The organism is Rhizobium leguminosarum bv. viciae (assembly GCF_012276115.1).
In the GTDB taxonomy this organism is placed as follows: domain Bacteria; phylum Pseudomonadota; class Alphaproteobacteria; order Rhizobiales; family Rhizobiaceae; genus Rhizobium; species Rhizobium leguminosarum_T.
The window spans coordinates 137,670-162,648 of the sequence record NZ_WIEU01000013.1 but is presented as its reverse complement, the minus strand read 5'-3'; the positions used below and the strand labels follow the sequence as shown (position 1 = coordinate 162,648).

The window sequence follows — 24,979 nt, the reverse complement described above, 5'->3', positions numbered from 1 at the left end:
GAACAGGCGGCGAGATACAACGCGGACTAGCTCTGGATGTTCCGGAGTCTGAAAAGTCACCTTGCCCTTGTTGGTCGGCGACCTAGCTTCAATGATTGCAGAGTTTGGAGAATGCCGTGCAGGACGATGCCGCTACCCAGGAAATGCTTTCAATGGTCTTGGAGGAGCCGGACCGCTGGGCAATGTTTCTCGATATCGACGGGACGCTGCTCAATCTTGCGCCCACGCCGGATGCGATCGAGGTCCCGGAGGCGCTTCCCGGACAACTTCATCGCCTGTCGAACAAGCTCGGCGGCGCCTTGGCGCTGGTCACCGGACGGTCGCTTGCTTATGCAGACGCGCTGTTCAAGCCCTTTGCATTTCCGACAGCGGGCCTGCACGGCGCAGAAATCAGGAACGCAGCTGGAATGCAGACGATCGAGGCGACACCTGAATTTCAGGCGCTGAAGCATGCGCTGACCGCAGAAGCCGAGCACTACCCCGGCGTCTTGATCGAGGACAAGGGCGCGGCCGTTGCCGCCCACTACCGGCTGGCGCCCGAATATGAAAAGGTGCTCGATGAGCGCATGCGCCACTACGCGGAGATCGCCGGGCCGAACTGGGCATTGCAGCTTGGCAAGATGGTGTTCGAGCTGCGTCCGGCACGGTCGAGCAAGGGCGATGCGCTGGAGCGGTTTTTCCAGTCCGACCCGTTCAAGAACCGCTCCCCGATTACCATCGGCGATGATCTGACCGACGAGTCGATGTTTGCGATCGCCAATGCCCGCGGCGGCGTTTCCGTGCGTGTCGGTGCGATCGGCGCCCCGAGCTGCGCCACGAGCCGGCTGTCTTCTTCTGCGCTGGTCAGAAACGTCATTGCAGCCTTGGCCGCCTGAGGCCGGCCCTTGGACGATGTGCAAAGTGGATTACTGCCGTCTTTACACCGCTTCCGCAGCACCGATTGTCAAAAAAGTATCGGTTTTAACCGGGAATCGTGGTGGCGGGCGTGACACGAGCCCACTACACTCCCCTTAACAATAAAGCCAAAAAGGGAATTTGGCGGGCGGCCTGGAACCGTCCTCGGAGGAGGAAACAATGGAACCTGACTTGGAAGTCATTCAGATCCGCCCGGGCGAATCTTTCGCAACGAAGGCGCATGGCTATCCCTACCATACGGTTCGTTGGCATTTTCACCCGGAATACGAACTTCATCTCGTCGTGGCGACAACAGGACGGTATTTCGTCGGCGACTTCATCGGCGAGTTCGAGCCTGGTAATCTTGTGCTTGCCGGGCCTAATCTTCCCCATAACTGGATCAGCGATGTCCCGAAAGGATCGAGCATTCCGCTTCGATGCCAGCTCATCCAGTTCAGCGAGAATTTCATCATCGACACGATGAAGGTGCTGGCCGAACTCGGCCCCTTCGATCCGGTTCTCGAAGCCTCCCGACGCGGCGTGCTCTTCGGCGCCGAGACCAGCCGGCAGGTCGCACCTTTGATGAGCGAGGTGCAGCAGGCGCAGGGTGTGCGCCGTATCGAGCTTTTCATGATGATCGTCGGCCTGCTCAGCCGCGCACAGGATGCGCAGCTTCTCGCCAGCCCGAGCTATCTGCCCGATCCCTCCGGTTACATGTCGGCCGGCATCAACAAAGCGCTCGCCTATATCAGGGAACACCTGACCAAATCCTTCGACGAAGCCGATCTCGCGGCGATTGCTGGACAATCGACAGGTGCCTTTTCGCGCGGCTTCCGCCGCCATACCGGCATGTCGCTGGTGCAATATGTCAAACGCCTGCGCATCAACCTGGCCTGCCAGATACTGATGAGCGATGACCACGCATCGATCACCGATATCTGCTTCGAGGTCGGCTTCAACAACCTGTCTAACTTCAACCGGCAGTTTCTCGCGGAAAAAGGCATGACGCCTTCCCGTTTCCGACGGTTGTTGGGTGACAATATCAACGTGGCAAAGGCGGCCTAGAGGAGCCGAACGAGCACGTCCAAGGGACGAGGAGGACGAGGAGGAGGAACGAAAACTGACACTGACTTGAACGCGGGCACGCGATGAGCGGCTCGTGATCGGAGATGCTTGTCCTCAAAAACGTCAAACCGCCGGGACAGGCGCAGCCATTCGTTCGGCCGAACGGCCACAGCAGGCAGTGCAATCACGAACCTACATAATTTTTTCAACGGGAGGAGATGGAAATGATGAAATTCTCAACACAGGCGGCAGGCGCCGCGGTATTTGTCCTGTCCTTGCTGGGCGGTACTTCCGCCTTTGCGCAAACGGCCGTTTCGGATGCGACAGTGGCATTCCTCATGCCCGACCAGGGCTCGACCCGCTACGAGGAGCACGATCACCCAGGCTTCGTCGCGGAAATGAAGAAGCTTTGCGCGTCGTGCAAGGTTCTCTATCAGAACGCCGATGCCGATATCGCAAAACAGCAGCAACAGTTCAATTCGGCGATCACGCAAGGCGCCAAGGTCATCGTGCTGGACCCGGTGGATTCGGCGGCCGCCGCATCGCTCGTCCAGCTCGCACAGAGCCAGGGCGTCAAGGTCATCGCCTATGACCGCCCTATCCCGAAGGGGAAGGCCGATTTCTATGTCTCCTTCGACAATAAGGCGATCGGCAAGGCGATTGCGGAGTCGCTCGTCCAGCATCTGAAGGCACAGAAGGTGCCGACCGATGGTGGCGGCATCCTGCAGATCAACGGTTCACCGACCGATGCGGCTGCCGGGCTGATCAAGGACGGCATTCATGAGGGCCTGGCGAGCGGCGGATACAAGACGCTTGCCGAATTCGACACACCGAACTGGCAGCCCTCGAACGCCCAGCAATGGGCGGGCGGCCAGATCACCCGCTTCGGCAAGCAGATCGTCGGGGTGGTCGCTGCCAATGACGGCACTGGCGGCGGCGCCATCGCAGCCTTCAAGGCTGCCGGTGTCGATCCCGTGCCGCCGGTGACCGGCAATGATGCGACGATCGCTGCGCTGCAGCTGATCATATCAGGGGATCAGTACAATACGATTTCCAAGCCGAGTGAAATCGTCGCCGCTGCCGCTGCCAACGTCGCCGTGAAGCTCTTGGCCGGAGAAACGATCAAGGCCGAAATGACGCTCTACGACACGCCCGCACAGCTCTTCGTACCGGCTGTCGTTACCGCCGAAAACCTCAAGGCCGAGATCATCGACAAGAAGATCAACACCGCCGAGGAGCTGTGCACCGGCCGCTATGCCGACGGCTGCAAGAAACTCGGCATCACCAAGTAATCGAGTCAAGGGAAAGCGCGGCCGGCCACCGGTCGCGCTTCCGATTTTCGCTTTTTCGAAAGGCCAGGCGATGTCTGAAACCTCTCATACTCCTGACCCTTCCCGTCAGCCTGTCCTCAGTCTGCGTGGAATATCGAAGAACTTCGGAGCAGTGTCGGCGCTCACCGATATCGAACTCGATGTGTATGCCGGCGAGGTCGTGGCACTGGTGGGCGACAACGGCGCCGGCAAATCGACGCTTGTCAAGATCCTGGCCGGCGTGCACCAGCCAAGCTCGGGCACGATCTTCTTCGAAGACAAACCGGTCAACCTGTCGAGCCCGAGCGCCGCTCTCGACCTCGGCATCGCAACCGTCTTCCAGGATTTGGCGCTTTGCGAAAATCTGGACGTCGTCGCCAATATCTTTCTCGGCAAGGAGCTCAGCCCCTATCAGCTCGATGAAGTCACGATGGAGATCGCCGCCTGGAAGCTCTTGAACGAGCTTTCGGCCCGTCTTCCGAGCGTGCGCGAACCCGTCGCCTCACTCTCCGGCGGACAGCGCCAAACGGTAGCGATCGCCCGATCGCTGCTGCTCCAGCCGAAACTGATCATGCTCGACGAACCCACAGCAGCGCTCGGCGTTGCCCAGACCGCCGAGGTGCTAGACCTCATCGAGCGCGTGCGGGAGCGCGGCCTCGCCGTCATCATGATCAGCCACAATATGGAGGATGTTCGCGCCGTCGCCGACCGTATTGTCGTCCTTCGGCTCGGCCGCAACAACGGCACCATGCCGCCCGACGCATCCAACGAACAGCTCGTCAGCGCCATCACCGGCGCATCCAACAATTCCGTCTCCCGCCGCGCGATGCGCCGCAAGGCGCAAAGCCAACAAAACGAGGAGGGCAGGCCATGATGAAGACCATCCAGAATGAACCGGCAGCACCTGCGCTCCTCGACCGACGTGACGAAAGAGTGCACCACGACGATAGCCTTGCCGGCTCGATCCGCGCCTTTGGGGATCGCATCCGCTCCGGCGATCTCGGTTCGCTGCCGGTCATTGTCGGCCTGGCGATCATCTGGACGGTGTTCCAGGCGCTCAATCCGGTGTTTCTCTCGAGCAGCAACCTCGTCAACATGCTGTTCGACTGCTCGACCGTCGGCGTCATCTCGCTGGGTATCGTCTGCATCCTGATGGTGGGTGAGATCGACCTTTCCGTCGGCTCCGTCAGCGGCTTCGCCTCGGCACTGGTCGGCGTCTTCTGGGTCAACCAGGGCTGGCCGGTGGTTCTGGCGATCCTCGCCGCCATGATTGTCGGCGCCCTGATCGGCTCGCTCTACGCGTTTCTCTTCAACCGCTTCGGCATGCCGAGTTTCGTGTCGACGCTGTCGGGGCTGCTCGCGGTTCTCGGCCTGCAGCTCTATATCCTCGGAGCGACCGGCTCGATCAATCTTCCCTATGGTTCCTGGCTCGTGAGTTTCGGCCAGATCATGGTCATGCCGGACCCGGTCGCCTATCTGCTGGTGGCCCTTGCCGGCATTGCCTTTTTCTTCTCCAGCTACCGCACCTCGGCGCGCCGGCGGGCGGCCGGCCTGTCGGCGAAATCGGCCGGCGGACTGCTTGTCCGCGCTGTCATCATCACCGTCGCCCTGGAAGCAGTCGCATTCTATCTCAACCAGTCGCGCGGCATTCCCTGGATGTTCGGTCTTTTCGTCGGGCTCGTCGCCGCCATGAACTATGCGCTGACGCGCACGAAATGGGGACGCTCGATGCATGCCGTCGGCGGCAACAGGGAGGCTGCCCGTCGTTCCGGCATCAACGTCTCGCGCATCTACACGAGCGCCTTCGTCATGTGCGCCCTGCTTGCTGCCACCGGCGGCGTTCTCTCCGCCGCGCGGCTGGCGACGGCAAGTCAGCAGGCCGGCACGGGCGACGTCAATCTCAACGCCATCGCCGCAGCAGTCATCGGCGGCACGAGCCTGTTCGGCGGGCGCGGCAGCGCCTATTCAGCCCTTCTCGGCATCATCGTCATCCAGTCGATCGCCAGCGGGCTGACGCTTCTCGATCTGTCGTCATCGCTTCGATACATGATCACCGGCGCTGTCCTTGCCGTCGCCGTCATCGTCGACTCGCTGGCACGCCGATCGCGAATTTCGCACGGCCGAGCCTAAAGCAACCAGAAAGCAGAGGAAGAAAATGGGACAGGATCTGTCTGGAAAAGTCGCGGCTGTCACCGGAGCGGCGTCGGGTATCGGCCTTGAATGCGCCAAGACCATGCTTGCCGCGGGCGCTCGGGTCGTGCTGGTCGACCGAAATGAAGACGCCTTGAAGGAAATCTGCTCGAAACTCGACGCCAACGCCATTCCCTTGGTCATCGATCTCACCGATCCGAAAAGCGTCGAACGGATGATGCCTGAGATTCTGGAGAAAGCCGGCCAGCTGGACATCTTCCACGCCAATGCCGGCTCCTATATCGGCGGCGAGGTGCTGGGCGGCGACCCGGATGCCTGGGACCGGATGCTCAACCTGAACATCAACGCCGCCTTCCGTTCGGTGCATGCCGTTTTGCCGCATATGGTCGAGCGCAAGACCGGGGATATCATCCTGACGAGTTCCGTCGCCGGCATGATCCCCGTCGTCTGGGAACCGATCTACACGGCCTCGAAACATGCCGTCCAGGCATTCGTCCATACGCTGAGGCGGCAGGTGGCCAAGCATGGCTTGCGCGTGGGCGCCGTCGCTCCAGGCCCCGTGGTCACGGCCCTCCTCAGCGATTGGCCGCAGGAGAAGTTGGACGAGGCGCTCGCAGCAGGCGGCCTGATGGAGGCGAACGAAGTGGCCGAAGCCGTGCTCTTCATGCTGACGCGTCCACGCAACATCACCATCCGCGATCTCGTCATCCTGCCGCAGAGCGCCGACATCTGACGAAAGTGCATCCGCCTTCAACACTCGCGAAACCCCACTCAAGAGGAAACCGCCATGATCTTCGACAGATTTCGCCTGAACGGACAGGTGGCACTGGTCACCGGCGGCACGCGCGGCATCGGGCTTGCCATCGCCGAGGCGCTCGGCGAGGCGGGCGCCAAGATCATCATCACGGGCCGAACCCGCAATGCAGCAGCGGAAGACCGGCTCTCCAGGGCCGGCGTCGATTGCGATTTCATCGTCGCCGACCTGATGAAGGGAAGCGCTGCCGACGAACTCGTCACTGAGACCCTATCACGGGCGGGGCGGCTCGACATCCTCGTCAACAATGCCGGCATCGCCATTCATGGCGACAGCGGCGAGTTTTCCGATGCCATCTGGCGCGAGATCATGACCGTCAATGTCGACGCCGTCTTTCGCGCCTGCCGCGCCGCACTCGCACCAATGCGGCGCCAGGGCGGCGGCGCCATCCTCAATATCGGCTCGATATCCGGCATCGTGTCCAACATTCCGCAGAACCAGGTCGCCTATAATACCTCCAAGGCGGCGGTCCACATGATGACGAAAAGCCTCGCCAGTGAAGTTGCCGCCGAGAATATCCGCGTCAACGCCATCGCCCCCGGCTACATCGAGACCGATCTGTCGCGCGGCGGCATCGACAATCCCGACTGGTTCCCGACCTGGCGCAGCATGACACCGATGGGACGCGTCGGGCAGCCGGAGGAGGTGGCGGGTGCCGCATTGTTCCTCTGCTCGGGGGCGGCAAGTTATGTCACCGGCGAAGTGCTGGTTATCGACGGCGGGTATACGACGCGGTGAGACACGAACACTGGAGTTGGGGAGGGGTGGCACGCAATAGCTTGGTCGGCGGCGAGTTTCTCTCCTGCCATCATATGGACAGCACATGCTCACGCCAGGCAATCAAGCATCCACTGGACTCCAAAGCGATCACTGAGCTTACCATAATAGCTCCCCCATGGCTGGACGGCGAGCGGTGTCGTAATCTTGCCGCCCTCGGCCAGTCGTGCGAAGAGGCTGGCGGTACTGTCTCGGTCGTCCATGATCAGCATATGGGCGGAACCTCGCATCGGCTCGGCATCGTGATTGTCCGAGGCGAAGAACAGAATACCAGGTCCTTCGAAACGAGCGTGCATCACCTTGCCCCGCATGGCTTCGCTGGCAACGGGCATCCCGTCTGCGCCGTGGCGCTCCAATTGCGTGATCCGGCCAAGCCCGCATTCGGCATAGAAGGCGAGCGCCTCTTCGCAACCGGTGGAAAAGAAAAGATAGTTGGCAAGCCGCATGGTCTGGCTCCGTCAAGGCGCCGGACCGCGACGCCTTGGTATCGCCGGCCCGGCATTGCATCAAGTCTGAGATTTCCGAGCGTACGCCGCGATCGTTAAGAGGCAGCAACCGCGCCCTGGATGGCGCCGACGAGTTCGGCATTGTTATAGCTGCGGCCGGCGATACCCCAGGCCCCTTCAGGCGCGTAGACGATGTTCGACCATATATGCTCGCGCTTGAGCCGGCCTTCGGCGGCCTGTTCGATGACATCGGCCGCTTTTTCGAAGAAGGCCTGTTTTGCTTCAGCACTCACCAGCGCTATCTCGGGCAGCTTGAGCTCAACGAAGGCTGCAGCGATCGGCTCTCCCGCCGCAAGTATATGCTCCCGCGGCAGCACGTTGATCGTGCCGATAATATTGGCTGTCATGAAGTCATTGCCGGTCAAGCCGGCGGCATCGAGCACTGCGTCCGTCAATCCGGCAAAGGCTTGGGCCTGAGCCCGCTGCGAAAGCAGGCCTTCAGGCACGGTGAGTGTGATAGGCATCGTATATCTCCCTGTTTGAACCGTGACCGCTTCTGATATATACCGATCACTCTTTATGCATACACATCGATCACTCTCTTAGCAAGGCATAAAGAGTGATCGCTCTTAAAAGGGACATATATGCGATACAGTGCGGAACATAAGCAGGAGACTCGAACGCGCGTCATTGCGGCGGCTGGACAGGTTTTCAGAAAGGAAGGCTATGGCGGTGCGGGCATCGATGCATTGACCAAGGCAGCAGGCGTGACCAACGGTGCCTTCTACGGACATTTCAAGTCCAAGGGCGAAGCCTTTCGCACCGCCGTGCTAACCGGCCTCGAAGATCTGCGGCAAGGAATTGCGGCGCTAAAGGCCAGTCAACCGAAAGACTGGCTGACGACATTCGTCGGCTACTATCTCGGCTATAAAAGAACCTGCGATCTGGGCGAGAGCTGCGCTCTGCCGAGCCTTTCCCCCGACGTCATGCGCGCAGACCATGAAACACGAAGCGCCTATACGGCAGAACTCAAACGTCTCATCGAGGAAGTTGCGGTCGGCTTGCCGGAGAGTGAGATACCGGGTCAATCCAAAAGGCGCCGGGAAGATCAGGCGATCTTGCTGCTCGCCATGCTCAGTGGCGGTGTGACCCTCGCCCGCGCTGCTTCCGACCCGGCGCTGTCCAAACGCATTGCAGATGTCATCGCGCAGGCTGCATTGACGACGATAGAGCCTGGAAACTGATCCAGTCGCTTAACGACATTCCCGTGCTCAGGGGATCGCTTTTCCGCGCAATGTCCCGATCGGTCTCTGGAACGTCAGCTCGGTCCCGGGATGGTGATTTCGAACTCGGTGCCGGCGCTGGTCGTCTTCAGCAGGCGGATCGTACCGCCATGAGAGCTCAGCATGGCGCGGACGATACCGAGGCCCATGCCGGTACCGCCCTGCTCGCGGCGGGTTGAGAAGAACGGCTGAAAGATGCGTTGGCGATTTGCCTCGGAAATACCGCTGCCGTCGTCACAGACAAGAATGACGGCTGTTCGGGCATCGACCGATATTCTGAGTTCCAACAGCGTGGCGCGCCGTGCTGAAGAGCGTTTTCGGCAAGATTGGCAAAGACGATGCCGGCTGCCTCCTGGGGAAGAGCAACCGATATTTCCGTATCGCCGGTGCCGGAAATATTAAGAGCGGGAAATCGCCCGCGCAGTGAGGATATGATGTCCGTGACGCTGCTTCTGCCCTCGGCGACAGGCGTTTCCGCCTGCGCAAGTTCCCTCAGCCGCTGCAACAATGCATCGAGCCGGACGGCATCGGCGATGATGTTGTCGAGAAAGTGCAAACGCTGCGCCTTCGTCATCGGCCTTTCGGCATCGTCATCGCGCAAAAGCTCTGCCGCACCGCGGATGGCCGTCAGCGGCGATTTCAGTTCGTGGGAGACATGAGCGGCAAAGGAGCGAACATATTCGGTGCGATCGACCAGTTTTCCGGCGAGATCGAGGAAGCTTTGCGACAGGACGGCGATCTCGCGCGTTCCATAGCTTTCAAGCGGCCGGATTGCTCCCTTGCCGCCGCGGGCGATCTCTTCCGTCCGGGCGATCAAAGCGTCGATAGGCCCGGTGATGGTGCGCGTCAGCACATAGGCAACGCCGAGCGTCAGGATGAAGGCGACGACGAGGGCGCCGATCTCCGCCGGTGCCATCCGGTTCGAACTCGCCTCCACGGCGCGAAACCAGATGACGATCAGGATCGGCAGCGCCATGACCGCGAGAAGCACGACATAGACGATCAGCGCCAGCGTCGGCCGCCATTTCGTCCTGACTTTCGGTGCCGGCATCAGGCCTTCCTCCCGCTTTCGATGCCGAGTTTGAAGCCGATGCCGTGAACGGTTGCAATGATCGCGGAACCGCCGACCGCCAGGAACTTGGCCCTGATGTTGCGGATATGGCTGTCGATCGTCCGGTCAGCGACATAGGTTCCGGCGCCATAGGCCGCCTCCATCAGCTGTTCGCGGCTGAAGACCATATCGGGGCGTGCCAATAATGCGTCCAGGATTGCGAATTCGAGCGCTGTCATTGCGATGGTGCTCTCGCCAAACATGACCGTCCTGCCACGCCGATCCAGGCTGAGTTCACCGGCGACAAGGGTGGCGTGGCGTCTGTCAAGCCCCGCTTCATTGCTGCTGCGCTTCAAAATCGCCTTGACCCTAGCCACGAGTTCGCGCGGGCTGAACGGCTTGGTAACATAATCGTCTCCGCCGATTTCGAGACCCAGTACCCTGTCGATCTCCTCGTCACGCGCCGAAAGAAACAGGATCGGCAATGCCGACGTCTTGCGGATATGGCGACAGACCTCCAGGCCGTCCATGTCGGGCATGCCGATATCGAGGATGATGAGATCGATGTTGCCGCGGCGGAAGGCCGCCATCGCCTCGGTGCCGTTGCGGGCGGCCATCGATGCCAGGCCGGCGCGCTCAAGGGCGAAGCAGATCACGTCGCGGATATGAGGTTCGTCATCAACGACGAGAATGCGGGGCGCCATCACCAGTCCTGCATTGGTTTGTCGTGCCTGTTGTTATCGTTCTCGTTCTATCTTGCAATGGGAGCCAGAAGATAACTCTCCAGCCGCGCCGCCCGGAAGGTCCAGTTCCGCCAGTCCCGCCGGCGCATCTCAAAATTCCTGGCGAGGTAGTACCGAACTGTCGCAGCTTGGCCCCTCTGGTCGATCAGGTGATCCGGCAGTTTGAGGAGGTAGAGATCGAGCGCCGGAATGACGGAAGGACCGAGCGAGGAGAGATAATCGAGGTCGAGCGGCGGGCCCTCCTGGCTGATTTCCTGGCTGTGGACGACATTGAAGCGGGCGATGACATCAGGGAAGTCGATGAAGGCGCTGATATAGAGCACCGCAATCAGCGAAGCGAGGTTCGTGGCGATCAGCCACTCGTTGGATCGGTCGAGCAGAATGCGTTCTGACCGATCCAGGCGTGGACGAGGCCGCGGATCAGCGGATTTTGATCGCCAGGCCCGCCGCGCCGCATGGCGACGAGAACAAAACCGGCGGCCAGAAGCGCCGTCGCAATCAGCGGATAGGCGCCGCGATGAGCGTATTCGGCATGGCTCATGTGATCGGGCAGGTCTGCGCCGCCCCAGAGATAGACGAGATCGAGAAGTGTCTGCACGGCAAAGAGCGCGTTGAAGAGGAGCAGCGACCGCAGCAGGGAGGCCTGGCCGAACGGTGCATTTCTGGTCGGTACGATGACGAACGCCCTGCTGACTTGCGACCTCGCAGTGCGCCGCTTCAGCCGCGGCCGCAACATCGTCCAGACCACAGTAGCGATCATCATCCAGAAGCCGATTCGCCAAAGGTCGAGAAACTGCAACAGAACGGCAAAGCGGATGCTGCGCAGCGCGATCTCGATAAGCGGGTTTGCAGCCGCAAAGAGGAACACGAAGACTGCGGCGAGAGCGAGCGGCATGATCCAGAGGCCGACGCCCTGCCAAACGACGGTGAAGGAGAAACGTTTGGCCGGCGTCTTAAGATATTTCCTAATATCGTCGGCAAGCCGCAAGGGAATGACAAGAGTGAAACGGAGAAACACCAGCGGCAGACCGGTCAGACTGCGAGGCATAAGCCTGGCGCCGACGAGAGCAACCGCTATCTGCGCACTGAAGCAAAGGGCGATGCCGGTTAATGAGGGCGCTTCCAGCAGAGGTGCCGACGCCAGAACCGAGAAACCAAGCAGGAGTGCAGCCATTGACGGCGCCCGGACCTTCCCGGCCGAAAGTAGAATGCCGGCGCAGACGGCGAGCGCAAACAGGAAAAGGTTTATGCCGGGCATCTGACCAAAGATCAGAAAATCAGCCAGCGCCACCAGCGCAAACAGCGTGGCAATCCGGCCGCCGCCACGCCTGATCGGCATTGCTTCTATCAGGGTGTCGGTTGTGTCCATTGGTGCTCCTCTCGTAGATGCCGCTTTTCGATCACGATGAGCATGGTTGCTGTGGTCTCCTCGGAGGCGGTCCCTCGAGGCCAGCTCGCCTCCGTCAGCCACCATCCGTCATTGCGGAGGCGATCCGGCAAAGCCGGATGGTGTGGCGCGAGGGGGATGTCGTTCTTGCTCATGGCGGAAGAATGCCGCGCCGAATTGCAGATTTTGTGCAGAGAGTGAGCAGCAATTCAGGAAAATCACCCGGATCTATGAGGTCATGCAGCAGGCCTCTCCAGATCATCGCGTGAAGATAGCCTAGTAGAATTTACGATTGCCGCGGACGGCTCTTTCCATTCGTGCGGGACGGCGTCGCCGGCCTGTTTCCGGCGATCGGGATCGAGGCAATCAGCCTGGCGAGAGCCGCCTGGGATCGTACCCCCGTTTTGCCAAAGCATCGGCCGGTGTGGGTTTTTACCGTGTTGGACGAAATTCCAAGAACCCGGGCAATCTCGGGCAGATTCATTCCGCTGCCGACCAGTGCGGCGACCCGGGTTTCGGCTTCGGTCAGGCCAAAGATGTGTTGCAGTTGTTGCGCTTGCCGACGCGTCTTCGCTTCCGGATCGACGATATGAATGAGGACGCGCGCTCCGCTATCAACCGCATCCCATATCGAAACCGCTGTCGATGCAAGCGGCGTGATCATCACCAGATAGGGCGGCAAACCCGATGGTCGGGAGACCGACAATGCCCCCTCGAAAGGCGTGTCTTCGCCATCGGCTATCAGCAAAGCCTGACGAATGGCATTCACCAGGCGGGTGGATGTCTTCGAAATATGGGCGGCAAGGGAGGGTCTTTCGGATCGGCTGAGAAAAATGCCGTCGGCCTGCTTGAGCAGTGCTTCGGCTGCCGCATTCAAGAGAAGGACGGCACCCCGACTATCGATCAGCACGGCCGCATCCGCGATTGCATCGATCAGCCGTTGCGGCAATTCGGGTGCGCGGGCGATCCGGTTTACCTGAAAGGAAAGATCGATCGCCCGCGCCATATGCGGGCTCAGCCGCTCCAACCGCGCTGCCGCTTCGACGGCGTGCTCGTCTTGCTGACGAGACAGGAACAGAGCGACACCGCCGATACCTCCCCGCTCGTGCAGGCTGGCATGCGGCAGGAAGAGCTGATTGAAGATGTTTTGAGGCTCGCAGATATCGGCGTAAAACGCGGAATGCCGGACGGCCTCTGCATCGATCAACCTATTGCCGACTGCAATCTCGCCCGGCTTTACCTTCTCGAATGCGCGGGCATAGGGATTGCTCGTGTAATGCTGAAGATAGAGCGCATTCAAATCTTCACGCATGCGGCCGGGGATCAGAAAGCTGCCGCGGCCATCGGGCGCCTGATAGACAATATTTCCGGCGACGGCACCGACATAATCAACGATCGCGCACAGCGTATCCGGCCATAGTTCTGAACGGACCGCCGCCTGATAGACAGCATCAACGATATCGACATGATCCATATCAGCGCCGCTCGTTTTCACGATGATGGTTCCGCCAAATGCAACGATCGCACCATTTCGATTACTGCCTAAAAGTCTAAGGAGAGGCAAGATAGCGACCGTCACCCGATCAGGCGATATCTCGCGCCGTCTCGTTCACCGAATGACTTGCCGGGATTTGTGAGGTTGAAGAGGGGCTCATCTGAACCTTGGCGCGCGCTTGGCATTGTGAAGCAATTCGGAGGCGGTCGCGAACGGGCCGAAAAGTTTGAGCAACAGCGCCTGTTCCTCGACATCTATCCGATGGCGAGCGCAGAACTCGGTTACGGACCAGACTTTCGTCAGATCGTCTGTCTCGATTTGCTTGGGTTCGATGTGTTCGGTCAAGGGCGTGTCCTCCGAACTTCGAGACTACGCCTCCCCCGCGTTTATAAGAACTAGCTAAAAAGGATTATATACCGGCTCCCGCCGGGCCTTGTATCAAGTGGCGAAAATGCGGACGCCCGCCGATTGCGCGGCGGGCGTCGTGTCTCACTGATCTATCGCTGCGGATCAAACACCGACGCCGTCGGGATGAGCATCCGTGCCGGTGATGTTGAGCGTCACCTTGGCAGTGTCCGTGTGGCCTTCGCCATCGGAGATCTTGTAGTAACGGAGAACTTCCGTGTACGTCTGACCTGCATCCAGATCGGAGGTCAGTTCATAGGTGAATGTGCCGTCCGCCTTGACGTGGAACATGCCGTAGGTGCCGGCAACGTCGGTAACGGCGCCATCCTTGCCGTCTACCTGCTCGGTCAGGAACTGACGCAGGAACATCTTGCCGTTGTCGCCGGCAATGTCGTTATCCAGAACGTTACCGCCGATGGCGTTGCCTTCGGTGAAGCTGAAGGTATCGTCGACTGCGATCGGCTTGGTTACGCCCTGGATGTTCAAAGTGAACAGGCCGACGTCGGTGTGACCGCTGCCGTCGGAGATCTTGTAGGAAACCTTCTCCTGGAACGATTCGCCGTTGGCGAAACCGATCTTGGCAGCGTCGCTCAGGACATAGGTGTAGCTGCCGTCCGGCTTGACGAAGAAGGTGCCGTAATCGCCCTGGATTTCAGTAACCTGGCTGTTGCCGCTCTTGGCGCCAACACTTGCGCCATCGAATGCGCGCAGGAACAGGTGGCCGTTGTCGGAAGAATCGTTGGAAAGCAGGTTTCCGGAAATAACATCAGTTTCTTGAAATGTTGCACTATCATCAGTTGCGTGTATCGGCGAAGCCATTGCACTCTCCTCAAATTGTTTATTGGCGGGTCAATTTCGACCTCAGCGAGCGGCTCCTTTAACAACCTATTAATACTACAAGTCAATGGCCTATTTAACAGAAGGTTAATTTCGATGGCGATCTTCGCGTTGCTTCCATTCCGGCTGAATAATGTCACTCTCGCGCAAAATTGAGGAAAATTCGGCAAAAACTATACCCGGCTAACTTGAATAAAATGGCGCCGAGTATATCTGAAGGCGATTGGCGGTGCCCGCGCCAACCATCCGGGCTATCCGTTGCAATTCTGCTCGCCGAGCCCTATGTTGCAGATGTACCCGATCCAAGCGGAAATCCAAGCCGTTGCCGGCTGCTGATTGAGACGCTTATGCATCGGCGCGCGCCTTAAGGCTGCGTGATGGGCAATCCCACAAACAATCGATAACGCCGGCCAAGGCCGGCAAAGGATTTCTTTTTGAACAACACACATACAGCCACCGCGGTTGCGGCGAATCCGCGTGAGGATGACGAGGCTGTCCGCAATGCTCCCAGGAGCTGGAAGCCGTTTCCCTGCCTTCTCACCCGCCGCGAATTGCAGGCTCTGATCGCCGAGCAGCTCGGCTGAGTGGCGATCGGCGCACCATCCCAAACAAGGAGAACTCGAAATGCAGGTACTCGTCCGAGACAATAATGTCGATCAAGCGCTCAGAGTCTTGAAAAAGAAAATGCAGCGCGAAGGGCTGTTCCGCGAAATGAAGGAACGGCGCGCCTATGAGAAGCCGTCCGAACGGCGCGTCAGGGAAAAGGCACAGGCGATCAGCCGACATCGCAAGGCTGCACGCAAGCAGATGCAGCGTGAGGGCCTGCTGCCCGGTCCGAAGCGGGCGGTGGCCGCCCGTTAACGGCTTTATCCTCGCCAGCCTTTCCGGGCCTTGGCGGTTACATTCCCCTGAAAGGACAGACAATGGACGAACTCAATAGCCTCACCGTTTCGGAAGAACGCCTCGAGGATTGCCGCGATGTCGTGGAGCCGGATCTGCAGGATCTGATTCAACGCGCTCTGACATCGGGCTTTTCCCTGGAGGAAGTTCTCATCGCCGTCAGCGAACTGGTCGCCGAAGACTTCGCAATTGTCATGAAAACCCCAAGCGTCCATTGATCGACTGCGTGCCTCGATCACCCTGGGAATCGGCTCATGAGGCCCGCCGACTGGGAACATCGGCCGCGGCAGATGGTTACTTCGTCTCTTGCACAGTTGGAGATGACGATGGCCAATCAAGACGATGCGACACGAGTATGGGAATTGATCGACAAGATCGGGTTTTGCATGCTGACGACCCGCAGCGGCGACGATCTGCGAGCCCGCCCGATGTCCGCCTATACCGCGCAGCTCGAGAATGCGATCTATTTTCTGACGGATGTCGGCAGTCACAAGGACGATGAAATCACTCGCTGGCCAAACGTGTGCCTCGCCTTTGCCGACACCAAGGGACAGAAATATGTTTCCGTATCGGGGACGGCCGAAGTGCAAAACGACCGGGAGAGAATCAGGGAATTATGGGCGACGCCGGCAAAGGCCTGGTGGGACAATCCCGACGATCCTTCCATCCGTATCCTCAAGATGACGCCGGCTTCGGCCGAATATTGGGACAGCCCGGGCACGATCATCAGCTATATCAAGATGGCGGCCGCAGCGGTCTCGAACAGCAAACCTGATATGGGCGATAATGCCGAGGTCAAGCTCTAGCGCATCATCGACCATTAGGCCGCTTACAGCGCCGCATCTTTTAGACGCGCAAAGGATGCTGTAAAACCTTGAATTGCTGCATCATTTTATCCTTGGATCGATTCCGGCCAAAGAATTATGCCGGAGCCGATGCCTTGACAAAGTCGATGAATGCCCGGAGCGGCGCCGGTACCAGCCGACGCCCGGGATAGTAGAGGAACGGCCCGGAGAAGCGCTGCCACCACGGTTCGAGGATGGGCTCGAGCGCGCCACTGTCGATATGCGGGCGCAGCCAGTCCTCGAAGAGGCAGACGATCCCTGTTCCTGATATTGCTGCATCAACGGCCAAATCGGTCGCCCCGCCGACCCGCACGATCAGCGGCCCCGTCGGGTCCACTCGCACTATCTCGCCATCGCGCTCGAACTCCCACGGCGCCGTCATCGCGCCGCTGGCAAAGCGACCCAATAGACAGGCATGGCCGAGCAGCTCGCTCGGATGTTGCGGCCGGCCACGGCGATCGAGGTAGTCGGGCGAGGCTGCGATGGCAAAGCGCTGGACGCGTGGCCCTATCGGTGTCGCGATCATATCCTGCTCCAGCCGCTCGTCATAGCGGATGCCGGCGTCGCAGCCGGCCGCGATCACGTCGACAAAGCTTTCGTCGGTCACCACTTCCAGCCGAATGTCGGGATAGGCGGCGAGGAACGGCGGAACGATGGCGGGCAGCACCAGCCGCGCCGCGCTGACCGGCACATTGAGGCGCAGCGCACCGGCCGGCCTGTCGCGAAAACCATTGACGACGTCGAGGGCAGACTCCACCTCGCTCAACGCGGGGCCGAGCCGCTCCAACAAGCCCTTGCCCGCTTCGGTCGGGACAACGCTGCGTGTCGTCCGGTTGAGCAGCCTGACGCCGAGCTGCGCCTCCAGGCGGCGCACCGCTTCGCTGAGGAAGGAGGCGCTGCTGCCGCTAACGCGCGCGCCTTCGCGAAAACCGCCGGCACGGGCCACGGCAACGAAGGCATTGAGGTCACTTAGATCTGCTTTCACTGTTCGCCATTCTGCACAGCCCGTGCGGATTATAGCCAATTTTCACGCGTACCGACAATGCCTATCTTGGGCTTATCTTGGGCCTATCTTGGCGTCATCTCTTGAAAGGAATTAGGTCATGTCCACTATCGATCAGTGCGGCGCGTTCAACCTCGGCGACCGCAGCGTGAAGCGGCTCGGCTATGGCGCCATGCAGCTTGCCGGGCCTGGCGTGTTTGGCCCGCCCAAGGATCATGGCGCGGCCTTGGCTGTGCTGCGAGAGGCGGTCGCGAGCGGCGTAAACCACATCGATACCAGCGACTTCTATGGCCCGCACGTCACCAACCAGATCATCCGCGAAGCGCTGCATCCCTATCGCGACGATCTCGTCATCGTCACCAAGATCGGCGCCCGGCGCGGCGCGGATGGATCCTGGATTCCGGCCTTCTCGCGCGAAGAGCTGACGGAGGCAGTACACGACAACCTCCGTAATCTCGGCCTCGATGTGCTTGATGTCGTCAATCTCAGGATCATGTTCGACGTGCACGGTCCGGCCGAAGGGTCGATCGAAGCGCCCCTGACGGTGCTCGCCGATCTTCAGCGGCAAGGCCTGGTGCGTCACGTCGGGCTGAGCAACGCCACATCCAAGCAGATCACCGAAGGACGTGGGATCACCGAGATCGTCTGCGTGCAAAACCAGTACAATCTGGCGCATCGGGCCGACGATGCCCTGATCGACGATCTCGCGCTCGACGGCATTGCCTATGTACCATTCTTTCCGCTCGGCGGGTTCAGCCCGCTGCAGTCTTCCACCCTGTCCGATGTTGCAGCACGCCTCAACGCGACGCCTATGCAGGTGGCGCTCGCCTGGCTGCTGCGTCGCGCGGAAAACATCCTGCTGATCCCCGGCACTTCGTCCATCGGCCATCTCAGGGAGAACCTCGCCGCCGCCGGGCTCGCGCTGCCGGATGAGGCTCTCGAGCAGTTGGACGGCGTGGCTGGCAGCGCCGCCTGATGAAGTCCGAAATCGCAGGCGCGACGTCGCGCTCTCAACGCGTGCTCAGGCTTTCGCCCAGTTGCAGGCTGATGACTTCCTTTGGCGGACCAAGAGGTCGCAGGCCTTCGCCGTCCATGTAAAGAACCCTGTCGGCGGCAGCGATGGTTTCCTGCCGGTGAGCGACGACGATGCGGGTAATGCCGAGTGAGCGTATGGAATGATTGACGCGCGCTTCGTTGGCGGCGTCCATGTGAGATGTGCCTTCATCCAGGAAAAGCATTTTCGGCTTTCTATAAAGCGCGCGCGCCAGCAACACGCGCTGCTTCTGGCCGCCGGAGAGGCTCGATCCCATGTCGCCGACGAGCGTTTCATATTGCATCGGCATTTTCATGATCTCGTCGTGAATTGCCGAAGCGCGTGCGGCATCGGCAATGGCTTCGAGATCGGCCTGCTCGGCAAACAGCGTGATATTGTCCGCTATGGATCCGGCGAAGAGATTGTCGTCCTGCAGGACGGCTGCGATCTGATCGCGAAAGCTCTTGTGACCGAACTGCTGGAGGGGAAGACCGTCGACGGCCACCTCACCGGATTGAGGCAACAGCAGCCCGAGCATCACCTTGAGGAGCGTCGATTTACCCATGCCTGACGGCCCGGTGATGGCCACATGTTCGCCGGCTTCAACGGAAAAGTCGATCTCCTGGAGAACGAGGGGATCGGTTGGAGAATAGCGGTAGGAAACGCTTTTGAGCTCCATCCGTCCTTTTAATTCCGTGACGGCCATGGAACTGGGGGCAAAGCTTCTGTCATCCTCCTCCAAGGCGATATCGGCCAAGCGTTCCAGATGCAGCCGTAGCATCAAGAACGCCATGCCCTGATCAACGAGATTGCCGGCCTTTTCGAGGAACTGACCTTTATAGGCGAGGTAGGCGAAAACCATGCCGACGCTGAAGCCGCCATTCATGACGAAGCCGATTGCGAGATAGATGGTGACGACATTCTCCAGGCCGAACAACAAGGCATTGCTGGTCGTTTGCCAAATGCCGATGCGCGAGGAGCGGATGTTGGCATTGACGGCATCCGTCAACAATGTCTGCCACATGGCATGCCGCAGCGTTTCACCATTGTAGAGACGAAAGGTCTGGATACCGCGTATCGTCTCGATGAGCGCCGTCTGTTCCTTGCCGTGCGCGATGATATTGCCTTCCTGGGCGCGGCGCTCGAACGAGAAGGATATCAGGCGAACGACGAAATAGAGGAAGAAGGCGGTCAGCGCGATCATTGCAAGCTTGGCGCTGTAGAAGAACATGATCGCCAGCGTCGTCAGCGCGAGCAATCCATCCACCAGCGTTCCAGCAACACCTTCGGTCAGCATTTTCTGGATCGGCGTTACCGACTGGAAGCGGGAGAGAATGTCGCCGACCTCCCGCTTCTGGAACCAGTCGAGCGGCAGCCGGAACAGTTTCCTGGCAATGTTCGAGGCGATGCCGAAGCCCAATGCCGAGCCCGCCGCCAGGATCACAAAGGAGCGAAGGAAACTCGCGCTCGCATTGAACACGGTGAACAGCCCAAAACCAAGCGCAAGCACCGCAAGTAGATCGTGGTCGAGCGCCGGCAGCGCGTTGTCTATGCCGATCTGCAAGTAGTAGGGCAGGGCAAGCACATAGATCTGCAACACGACACTGAGGACGATGACCTGGAGGAATGAACTTCCAAGCCCGTTGATCCGCGTCCAGAGCTGCGACCAGCGCAACACCGTACGCTCCGTTTTCTTCTCGAATGCTTCGTTTGGCCGCAACTCCAGTGCAACGCCGGTAAAGTGGTCCGAAACCTCAGACATTTGAAGCCATTCACTGCGGCCAGCAGGGTCGTGGATCAGCGCCTTGTCGCCGGAAACCCGCTCGATGACGACGTAATGGTTCATGTTCCAGTGGAGGATCGCCGGCAATGCGAGATTGGGCAGCTCCTCCAGCGGCAGCTTGACGGCGCGAGGCAGGAGGCCGACCTGGTCTGCGATCTTGATCAGGCTCGACAGCGGGGCTCCTCGAAATGATGGGGTGAAACGTCGGCGCATCGTCGCCAGATCAACGTCGTGCCCGTAAAAGCTCGCCATCATTGCCAGACAGGCCAGACCGCATTCGCTGACCTCATTCTGACGAATGAGACGAATCCGTGAGGTTGAAAAGAACCCGGCCTGAAGTGCTCTGGCAGACAATCGCGGGTCCTATCGTCGTTGAAGGGCGAACAACGGCTCGAACAGCCATTCGAGTAGAGACTGGCGCGCGGTCGCAATCCGGGCCGACAAGGTCATGCCGGGAAACAGCGCTTGCTGCTTCCCGAAGGCCGTGATGCTCTGCCGTTCAAGGTCGACCGTCACGAGATAGTTCAGGTTGGTGCTCGCGCCGCTGCCACGGTTGATCGGGCTTTTCGACAGGCTCTTGACGCGACCTGCGATCGTCCCGAAGCTCTGGTAAGGAAAGGTATCGATCGCCAGCCGTACTTCCTGCCCGACCTCGACAAAACCGACGGCGGCGTTGGGCATGTCCAGTTGCGCATGCAATGTTGCATTCAGCGGCACGACGCTCATGAGCGCCTGCTGCGTGTTCAGCGGCTCGCCGATCTTGGCCGTGAGGGCAGAAACCGTACCGCCGATCGGCGATCTGATCACATAGGCGCGGGACTGTTCGTTGGTGGCGAGGCCGCGATTGATATCCTCGCGCTGCGATTGGAGTGCTGCGACCTTCTCGTTTGAGCGCGCCTTGACCTGATCGAGCATTCGTTCGGCATCGGAGAGATCCGACCGCCGTTCCGTCAACGTGCTTTCCAGTACCGCCATTTGCTGACGCCGCTCGGTGAGCGAATCTTCTCTCAACGTCACGTCTCGTCGTGGAACGATACCCTTGTCGACCAGGCCGCGAATGCGCTCGACATCTTTCTCGATCGAGGTGATCAGCTCCCTTTGCAGGGCGATCTGGCTCTGAAGCTTGTCGATCTGCGTCTGGTAACCGGCAATCTGCGCACCGAATTGCGCCGTTTGGGCAATTTCATCGTTTTTGACTTCCGCCAGTTGCTCGCTGATGCTGGCATTCTGCCGGTCGAGCATTTCGGCGACTTTTTCGGAGGCCGATTCACCGCTGACCAGATAGTCCTCGGAGCGCACGGCCACCAGTTCTTGGCCTTCTTCGACTTGATCGCCGTCTGCGACCATCATCTTCATGATGACGCCTGAGCGCGAGGGCATGACGATCGCCACGCCCTTGTCCGGCTGGATAATGCCGGTTGCGGTGACGATGCGGGAATAGCTTGCGATGGAAAGAAAGATCAGAACAACGATGAGGATGCCGGCCATCAGATAGCCGGTGACGTGCCACCCCATTGGTACCGCCATCGACACCGTTCCCGTTAAACGCTGGGACTGCCGTTCGAGGGCTTCTCGGCGAAACAGGCTCATTGTGATCAGATATGGTCGTTAAGGGGGAGGGTGCCCCGCCGTTCCGGCGGAGCCCCCATGTTTCAAATCTTAGGCAAAAGCTCTCGCCAGTCTGTAGACACCGTAGACGCCAAGGGCAGCGCCACCGACGGCAAGCGCTCCGACGCCGAAGGCGGAGATGCCCACGCCCGCGCCGATCGCTGCCGCGTAGCCGAGAGCGCCACCGCCTGCGAGTGCTGCTGCGCCGTCGATGGCGCCCCGAACACCGGAGCTGACGCCACCACCGGATACGTGTTCAATCTCGGTGCTCGAAAGTTCTTTGATACCCTGCACTTAACTCACCATCTGTTTGTTTCGGGAAGGTAGTCGAAAACACTACGTGCACGGGAAAATTAGGCAAGCTGCGGGAAAGCGTCAACCTGCAGGCGACAACTTTTGAGTGCTGAACAGCAGTGAATCATGACGGCCGGGAGATTTACGCCTCCCGGCCGTTGAAAAAGTCACAGACTTTTCAAGCCAGACGATAGCGTCAGGATGATTTCTTGACGAAAAGCTCGTAGGCGACGAAGGTCGCTGCCATTGCCAGGAAAACCCCGATCGCCAACGGATAATTGGCGGCAGCATTCGGGTCGGTCAGCTTGGGAATGCCGATGACGGCGCCTGCCGCCAAGACCGCCGACAATGCAACTTCCTGCACGATCAACTTTGAGAAGGCTGTCATGATTGACCTCCTGTCGCCTCTGTCTTCTCCACCCAAAGCGGAGCCCAATCCTTCTGCTTCACCACGCTGCCGATCAGGAAGCATAGCGGCTCGCCGATAAGGCGCACCACCTTGCCGCCAAGCGAGCCCTTCGAACGGCGCCCGGCCTGGTAGGCAATCTCCAGAGCTCGCGCTCTGGCGAGAGGATACATGATTTTTTCTGCCAGCGGGCTTCGGCGCATCAGGCGGACATAGGGGATGGCCCAATATTGATATCCGCGAACCGTCGTCTGGGACAGAGACTGAAAGGTGAATTCCAGATCCGCCCGCCAAAGATCGCGGTCAAGCATGCCACGCCGGAAGAAATGCGTGCAGATAACACGGCCGCTGCTGTTGCCACCGCCGGAGAGGCCGCCATTATATATGCTGCCCGACGCCCCTGCTGCGAATCCGGCACTGCCGGCAATACCAGCTGTGCCGAGGCTTCCGGTACTCGCAAGAGCGCCGCCGGCCGCAAACGTGCCGCCTATCAGCCCACGATCGACATGGCCGACCCACGAGCCTGCGCCATTCACGGCGTCGATTTCAAAATCTTCGAGGGGATGGATGTAATATCCGCTGGTATTTGCATTAACACTCTGAACGTCAACCATAGGTGCCTCCGAGGTAAAGCCAAAACCCGCCATATCGGGCGTGCGAGGGGGAAGGTTAGAGCAATCAGGGAGCGTATCAAGGCTTTGTTCTCGCGGTTTATACTCGGCAAGCGAGAATATTTCACTGACCATTGACGAAACGCCACTGAATCCAGTGCTTTGACAACAAGGCCAGCGGATCGATTTTTTTTGCCTTGCCGCCGAGCTTGCGCCTGAGAAATAGCTCGATTTCGCGGGCGCGCACCAATTTGGTTTGCCAGCCGACATAGCCATGGCCCTCCCGATCGAAGTACAGCGCCGTGACATCGAGACCCGCCTTGCGCAACGCCTTCTCGAAGACTTTCGTCTGTTGGCAACCGACGACCGGATCTTCCATTCCGGCCGTGAGCAGGAACGATCCGCGCAATTTCTCCACATTGTGGAGCGGCGAGAATTCCTGCATCTGCGTGATATCACCGGGATCATCAGGATTGCCGAAGTAGCGGATGACCTGGCCCAGGAACAACCCCCAGCCGACCGGGTTGTTCTGCATCTGGTAGGGCAGATCCAGGATCGCGTAGTCGATGATTGCCGCGGAAAAGAGCCGGTCGTCGCTGGCCATTGCCAACGCGGCCATGAAACCTCCGTAGCTTTCGCCGGCGACCGCAAGCTTGCCTTCGTCCGCGATGCCCTGGGCGAGCAGCCATCGCCCGGCATCGGCGATATCGTCCTGCATCTTTCGCCCGAACTGCCGATAGCCCAGAGATTGGTATCTCTTCCCGAAGCCGGTCGAGCCGCGATAGTTGACCGACAGGATTCCGTATCCGCGGCTTGCGAGAAAACTCTTCTCAATGTTGTAACCCCAGCTGTCCTGGCGCGCCGGGCCGCCGTGAGCCATCACGACGGTCGGCACAGGATGAGGCGCGCCAGCCGGAAGCGTCAACAATGCCGGTATTTCCTCACCATCTCCGGCCGTGAAGGAAACAGGCTTCGTGACTGCCGAAAATGAGGATTTGAGCTTTTCCGCCGGCGCGGAAAGGAGCGTCTTGCTCTTGTCCGCCAAGTTTAGAAGATAGTGCTGGTAGGGTCGTTCATCGTAGGAGATCGCGACTGCAAGCAGCGCACCATCCTTCGAAGAGCCTGAGATTTCGACGTCGGCATGCCCGTTGCGATCCAGAACGAGCTCGGTGAAGATCGTACCCCTTTCCGACAGGGCGATGTATCGCGGATAGCCGTCGCGAATGACGGCGACGTCAGCCGGTTCGGTGGGCGTAAAGCGCAGCGCGTCTGAAACATCGACATCGCCGTCCTCGACCAGCACGGTTTCCTTGCCGGTAACCGGGTCCAGCGAAACCAACGCGATCTTGTCCCGCTGACGGCTGGAAAGCGCCTCGAAGGCATTGCCTGACCTGTCCGTACGCCAGATCACCAGCGTGTCATCCGGCTCGACTGCCGCCATCTCTTGCCACGGCTTGTCGGCATCGCTGCGGTGAAGGTATCGCCTCATTCCGGAGGCGGTCAGCTCGACGCGAATGCATGGCACCTGAGCCTCATTCAACAACCAGCTTTCGGTCGAGCCGTTATTTTGTTCCACGAGCCGCTTGTCGCGTCCGTCCGCACTGGTTGCATATAGATCGGCGACAGCGGGGCTGCGATCGTAGGAAACCAGGAATTGGCTGTCTCCGGCGTGTCGAGGTTCAACGATGACCTGCCACGTTTGGAAATCTCTTGGAGTGACGTCGGTCCGTGTCCCGGGTCGCTTGGGATCCACTTCCCACAGGCGGTCTTTCTCGGTGAGAACCAAAAGGTTAGCGTATTGCCGCCAGCCAAAATGGAAGAGGTCGCCTTTGAACGTG

General features: G+C 59.8%; 26 protein-coding genes and 2 pseudogenes. 13 read left to right on the top strand and 15 right to left on the bottom strand.

Features of this window, described 5'->3' with window-relative positions; all coding sequences use genetic code 11:
* The first annotated feature begins 95 nt into the window (after positions 1-95).
* The 7 genes from otsB (at position 96) to GFM02_RS22295 (ending at position 6,972) form a co-directional block, all read left to right on the top strand.
* Complete coding sequence (gene otsB / locus GFM02_RS22325) at positions 96-875, top strand: trehalose-phosphatase (protein WP_020047778.1); 780 nt, start codon at positions 96-98, stop codon at positions 873-875.
* A gap of 199 nt (positions 876-1,074) precedes the next feature.
* Positions 1,075-1,959, top strand: a complete 885-nt coding sequence (locus tag GFM02_RS22320; protein WP_168322822.1) for a helix-turn-helix domain-containing protein — start codon at positions 1,075-1,077, stop codon at positions 1,957-1,959.
* A 218-nt stretch (positions 1,960-2,177) separates the two neighbouring features.
* Positions 2,178-3,251 (top strand): ABC transporter substrate-binding protein, encoded by a 1,074-nt coding sequence (locus tag GFM02_RS22315; protein WP_197728554.1) that lies wholly within the window; start codon positions 2,178-2,180, stop codon positions 3,249-3,251.
* Between the two features lie 70 nt (positions 3,252-3,321).
* Positions 3,322-4,143 carry an ATP-binding cassette domain-containing protein gene (locus GFM02_RS22310; protein ID WP_020047783.1) on the top strand — a complete coding sequence of 274 codons (822 nt, stop codon included), beginning with the start codon at positions 3,322-3,324 and terminating at the stop codon, positions 4,141-4,143.
* Positions 4,140-5,399: a sugar ABC transporter permease gene (locus GFM02_RS22305; protein WP_062940469.1), complete on the top strand. Its 1,260-nt coding sequence runs from the start codon at positions 4,140-4,142 to the stop codon at positions 5,397-5,399. Before GFM02_RS22310 ends, GFM02_RS22305 begins: the two co-directional genes overlap by 4 nt.
* Positions 5,400-5,424: 25 nt before the next feature.
* The gene (locus tag GFM02_RS22300; protein ID WP_020047785.1) at positions 5,425-6,153 is read left to right on the top strand and encodes an SDR family oxidoreductase; all 729 of its coding nucleotides are present in this window, start codon (positions 5,425-5,427) and stop codon (positions 6,151-6,153) included.
* A gap of 54 nt (positions 6,154-6,207) precedes the next feature.
* Positions 6,208-6,972 (top strand): SDR family NAD(P)-dependent oxidoreductase, encoded by a 765-nt coding sequence (locus GFM02_RS22295; RefSeq protein WP_168322821.1) that lies wholly within the window; start codon positions 6,208-6,210, stop codon positions 6,970-6,972.
* Between the two features lie 89 nt (positions 6,973-7,061).
* On the opposite strand, the gene GFM02_RS22290 is transcribed toward GFM02_RS22295, so the two are convergent.
* The gene (locus GFM02_RS22290; protein ID WP_168322820.1) at positions 7,062-7,457 is read right to left on the bottom strand and encodes a VOC family protein; all 396 of its coding nucleotides are present in this window, start codon (positions 7,455-7,457) and stop codon (positions 7,062-7,064) included.
* Between the two features lie 95 nt (positions 7,458-7,552).
* Entirely contained in the window at positions 7,553-7,981 is a 429-nt protein-coding gene (locus tag GFM02_RS22285; RefSeq protein WP_168322819.1) for a Tautomerase enzyme, read from the bottom strand.
* A 120-nt stretch (positions 7,982-8,101) separates the two neighbouring features.
* Between GFM02_RS22285 and GFM02_RS22280 the strand changes: the two genes are divergently transcribed.
* Positions 8,102-8,701: a TetR/AcrR family transcriptional regulator gene (locus GFM02_RS22280; protein WP_168322818.1), complete on the top strand. Its 600-nt coding sequence runs from the start codon at positions 8,102-8,104 to the stop codon at positions 8,699-8,701.
* 74 nt (positions 8,702-8,775) lie between these two features.
* Here GFM02_RS22280 and GFM02_RS22275 read toward each other — a convergent pair.
* The 6 genes and pseudogenes from GFM02_RS22275 to GFM02_RS22250 form a co-directional block, all read right to left on the bottom strand.
* Positions 8,776-9,791 (bottom strand): annotated as a pseudogene (locus GFM02_RS22275) (sensor histidine kinase).
* Entirely contained in the window at positions 9,791-10,495 is a 705-nt protein-coding gene (locus GFM02_RS22270; protein WP_168322817.1) for a response regulator, read from the bottom strand. Before GFM02_RS22270 ends, GFM02_RS22275 begins: the two are co-directional and overlap by 1 nt.
* Positions 10,496-10,542: 47 nt before the next feature.
* Positions 10,543-11,903 (bottom strand): annotated as a pseudogene (locus GFM02_RS22265) (DUF4153 domain-containing protein).
* 304 nt (positions 11,904-12,207) lie between these two features.
* The gene (locus GFM02_RS22260; protein WP_168322816.1) at positions 12,208-13,500 is read right to left on the bottom strand and encodes a LuxR C-terminal-related transcriptional regulator; all 1,293 of its coding nucleotides are present in this window, start codon (positions 13,498-13,500) and stop codon (positions 12,208-12,210) included.
* A gap of 72 nt (positions 13,501-13,572) precedes the next feature.
* Positions 13,573-13,761: a hypothetical protein gene (locus GFM02_RS22255; RefSeq protein WP_168269205.1), complete on the bottom strand. Its 189-nt coding sequence runs from the start codon at positions 13,759-13,761 to the stop codon at positions 13,573-13,575.
* Positions 13,762-13,926: 165 nt separating this feature from the next.
* On the bottom strand, positions 13,927-14,640 hold the full coding sequence (locus GFM02_RS22250; RefSeq protein WP_168322815.1) for an Ig-like domain-containing protein: 714 nt from the start codon (positions 14,638-14,640) through the stop codon (positions 13,927-13,929).
* Positions 14,641-15,092: 452 nt separating this feature from the next.
* On the opposite strand from GFM02_RS22250, the gene GFM02_RS22245 reads away from it, so the two are divergent.
* From GFM02_RS22245 to GFM02_RS22230, 4 genes are all read left to right on the top strand, one after another.
* Positions 15,093-15,242, top strand: coding sequence for a hypothetical protein (locus tag GFM02_RS22245; RefSeq protein WP_168322814.1), 150 nt, complete (start codon positions 15,093-15,095; stop codon positions 15,240-15,242).
* Positions 15,243-15,282: 40 nt separating this feature from the next.
* The gene (gene rpsU, locus GFM02_RS22240; protein ID WP_003538346.1) at positions 15,283-15,519 is read left to right on the top strand and encodes a 30S ribosomal protein S21; all 237 of its coding nucleotides are present in this window, start codon (positions 15,283-15,285) and stop codon (positions 15,517-15,519) included.
* Between the two features lie 62 nt (positions 15,520-15,581).
* On the top strand, positions 15,582-15,776 hold the full coding sequence (locus GFM02_RS22235) for a hypothetical protein (RefSeq protein WP_168269210.1): 195 nt from the start codon (positions 15,582-15,584) through the stop codon (positions 15,774-15,776).
* A gap of 108 nt (positions 15,777-15,884) precedes the next feature.
* The gene (locus GFM02_RS22230; RefSeq protein WP_168269212.1) at positions 15,885-16,364 is read left to right on the top strand and encodes a pyridoxamine 5'-phosphate oxidase family protein; all 480 of its coding nucleotides are present in this window, start codon (positions 15,885-15,887) and stop codon (positions 16,362-16,364) included.
* Positions 16,365-16,479: 115 nt separating this feature from the next.
* On the opposite strand, the gene GFM02_RS22225 is transcribed toward GFM02_RS22230, so the two are convergent.
* Positions 16,480-17,388, bottom strand: a complete 909-nt coding sequence (locus GFM02_RS22225) for a LysR substrate-binding domain-containing protein (RefSeq protein WP_168322813.1) — start codon at positions 17,386-17,388, stop codon at positions 16,480-16,482.
* A gap of 118 nt (positions 17,389-17,506) precedes the next feature.
* Between GFM02_RS22225 and GFM02_RS22220 the strand changes: the two genes are divergently transcribed.
* Positions 17,507-18,382 carry an aldo/keto reductase family oxidoreductase gene (locus GFM02_RS22220; protein ID WP_168322812.1) on the top strand — a complete coding sequence of 292 codons (876 nt, stop codon included), beginning with the start codon at positions 17,507-17,509 and terminating at the stop codon, positions 18,380-18,382.
* Between the two features lie 34 nt (positions 18,383-18,416).
* Here GFM02_RS22220 and GFM02_RS22215 read toward each other — a convergent pair whose 3' ends face one another.
* The 6 genes from GFM02_RS22215 to GFM02_RS22190 form a co-directional block, all read right to left on the bottom strand.
* Positions 18,417-20,576, bottom strand: coding sequence for a peptidase domain-containing ABC transporter (locus GFM02_RS22215; protein WP_168322811.1), 2,160 nt, complete (start codon positions 20,574-20,576; stop codon positions 18,417-18,419).
* 9 nt (positions 20,577-20,585) lie between these two features.
* Positions 20,586-21,749, bottom strand: coding sequence for an HlyD family efflux transporter periplasmic adaptor subunit (locus GFM02_RS22210; RefSeq protein ID WP_179040356.1), 1,164 nt, complete (start codon positions 21,747-21,749; stop codon positions 20,586-20,588).
* A gap of 132 nt (positions 21,750-21,881) precedes the next feature.
* Entirely contained in the window at positions 21,882-22,124 is a 243-nt protein-coding gene (locus GFM02_RS22205) for a hypothetical protein (protein ID WP_027667324.1), read from the bottom strand.
* A gap of 196 nt (positions 22,125-22,320) precedes the next feature.
* Positions 22,321-22,512 carry a hypothetical protein gene (locus tag GFM02_RS22200; protein WP_017958263.1) on the bottom strand — a complete coding sequence of 64 codons (192 nt, stop codon included), beginning with the start codon at positions 22,510-22,512 and terminating at the stop codon, positions 22,321-22,323.
* Positions 22,509-23,276, bottom strand: a complete 768-nt coding sequence (locus tag GFM02_RS22195) for a hypothetical protein (protein ID WP_245007007.1) — start codon at positions 23,274-23,276, stop codon at positions 22,509-22,511. Before GFM02_RS22195 ends, GFM02_RS22200 begins: the two co-directional genes overlap by 4 nt.
* Positions 23,266-24,927 carry an alpha/beta hydrolase family protein gene (locus GFM02_RS22190; protein WP_246792339.1) on the bottom strand — a complete coding sequence of 554 codons (1,662 nt, stop codon included), beginning with the start codon at positions 24,925-24,927 and terminating at the stop codon, positions 23,266-23,268. The genes GFM02_RS22195 and GFM02_RS22190 overlap by 11 nt, the downstream gene beginning before the upstream one ends.
* Positions 24,928-24,979 lie beyond the last annotated feature (52 nt).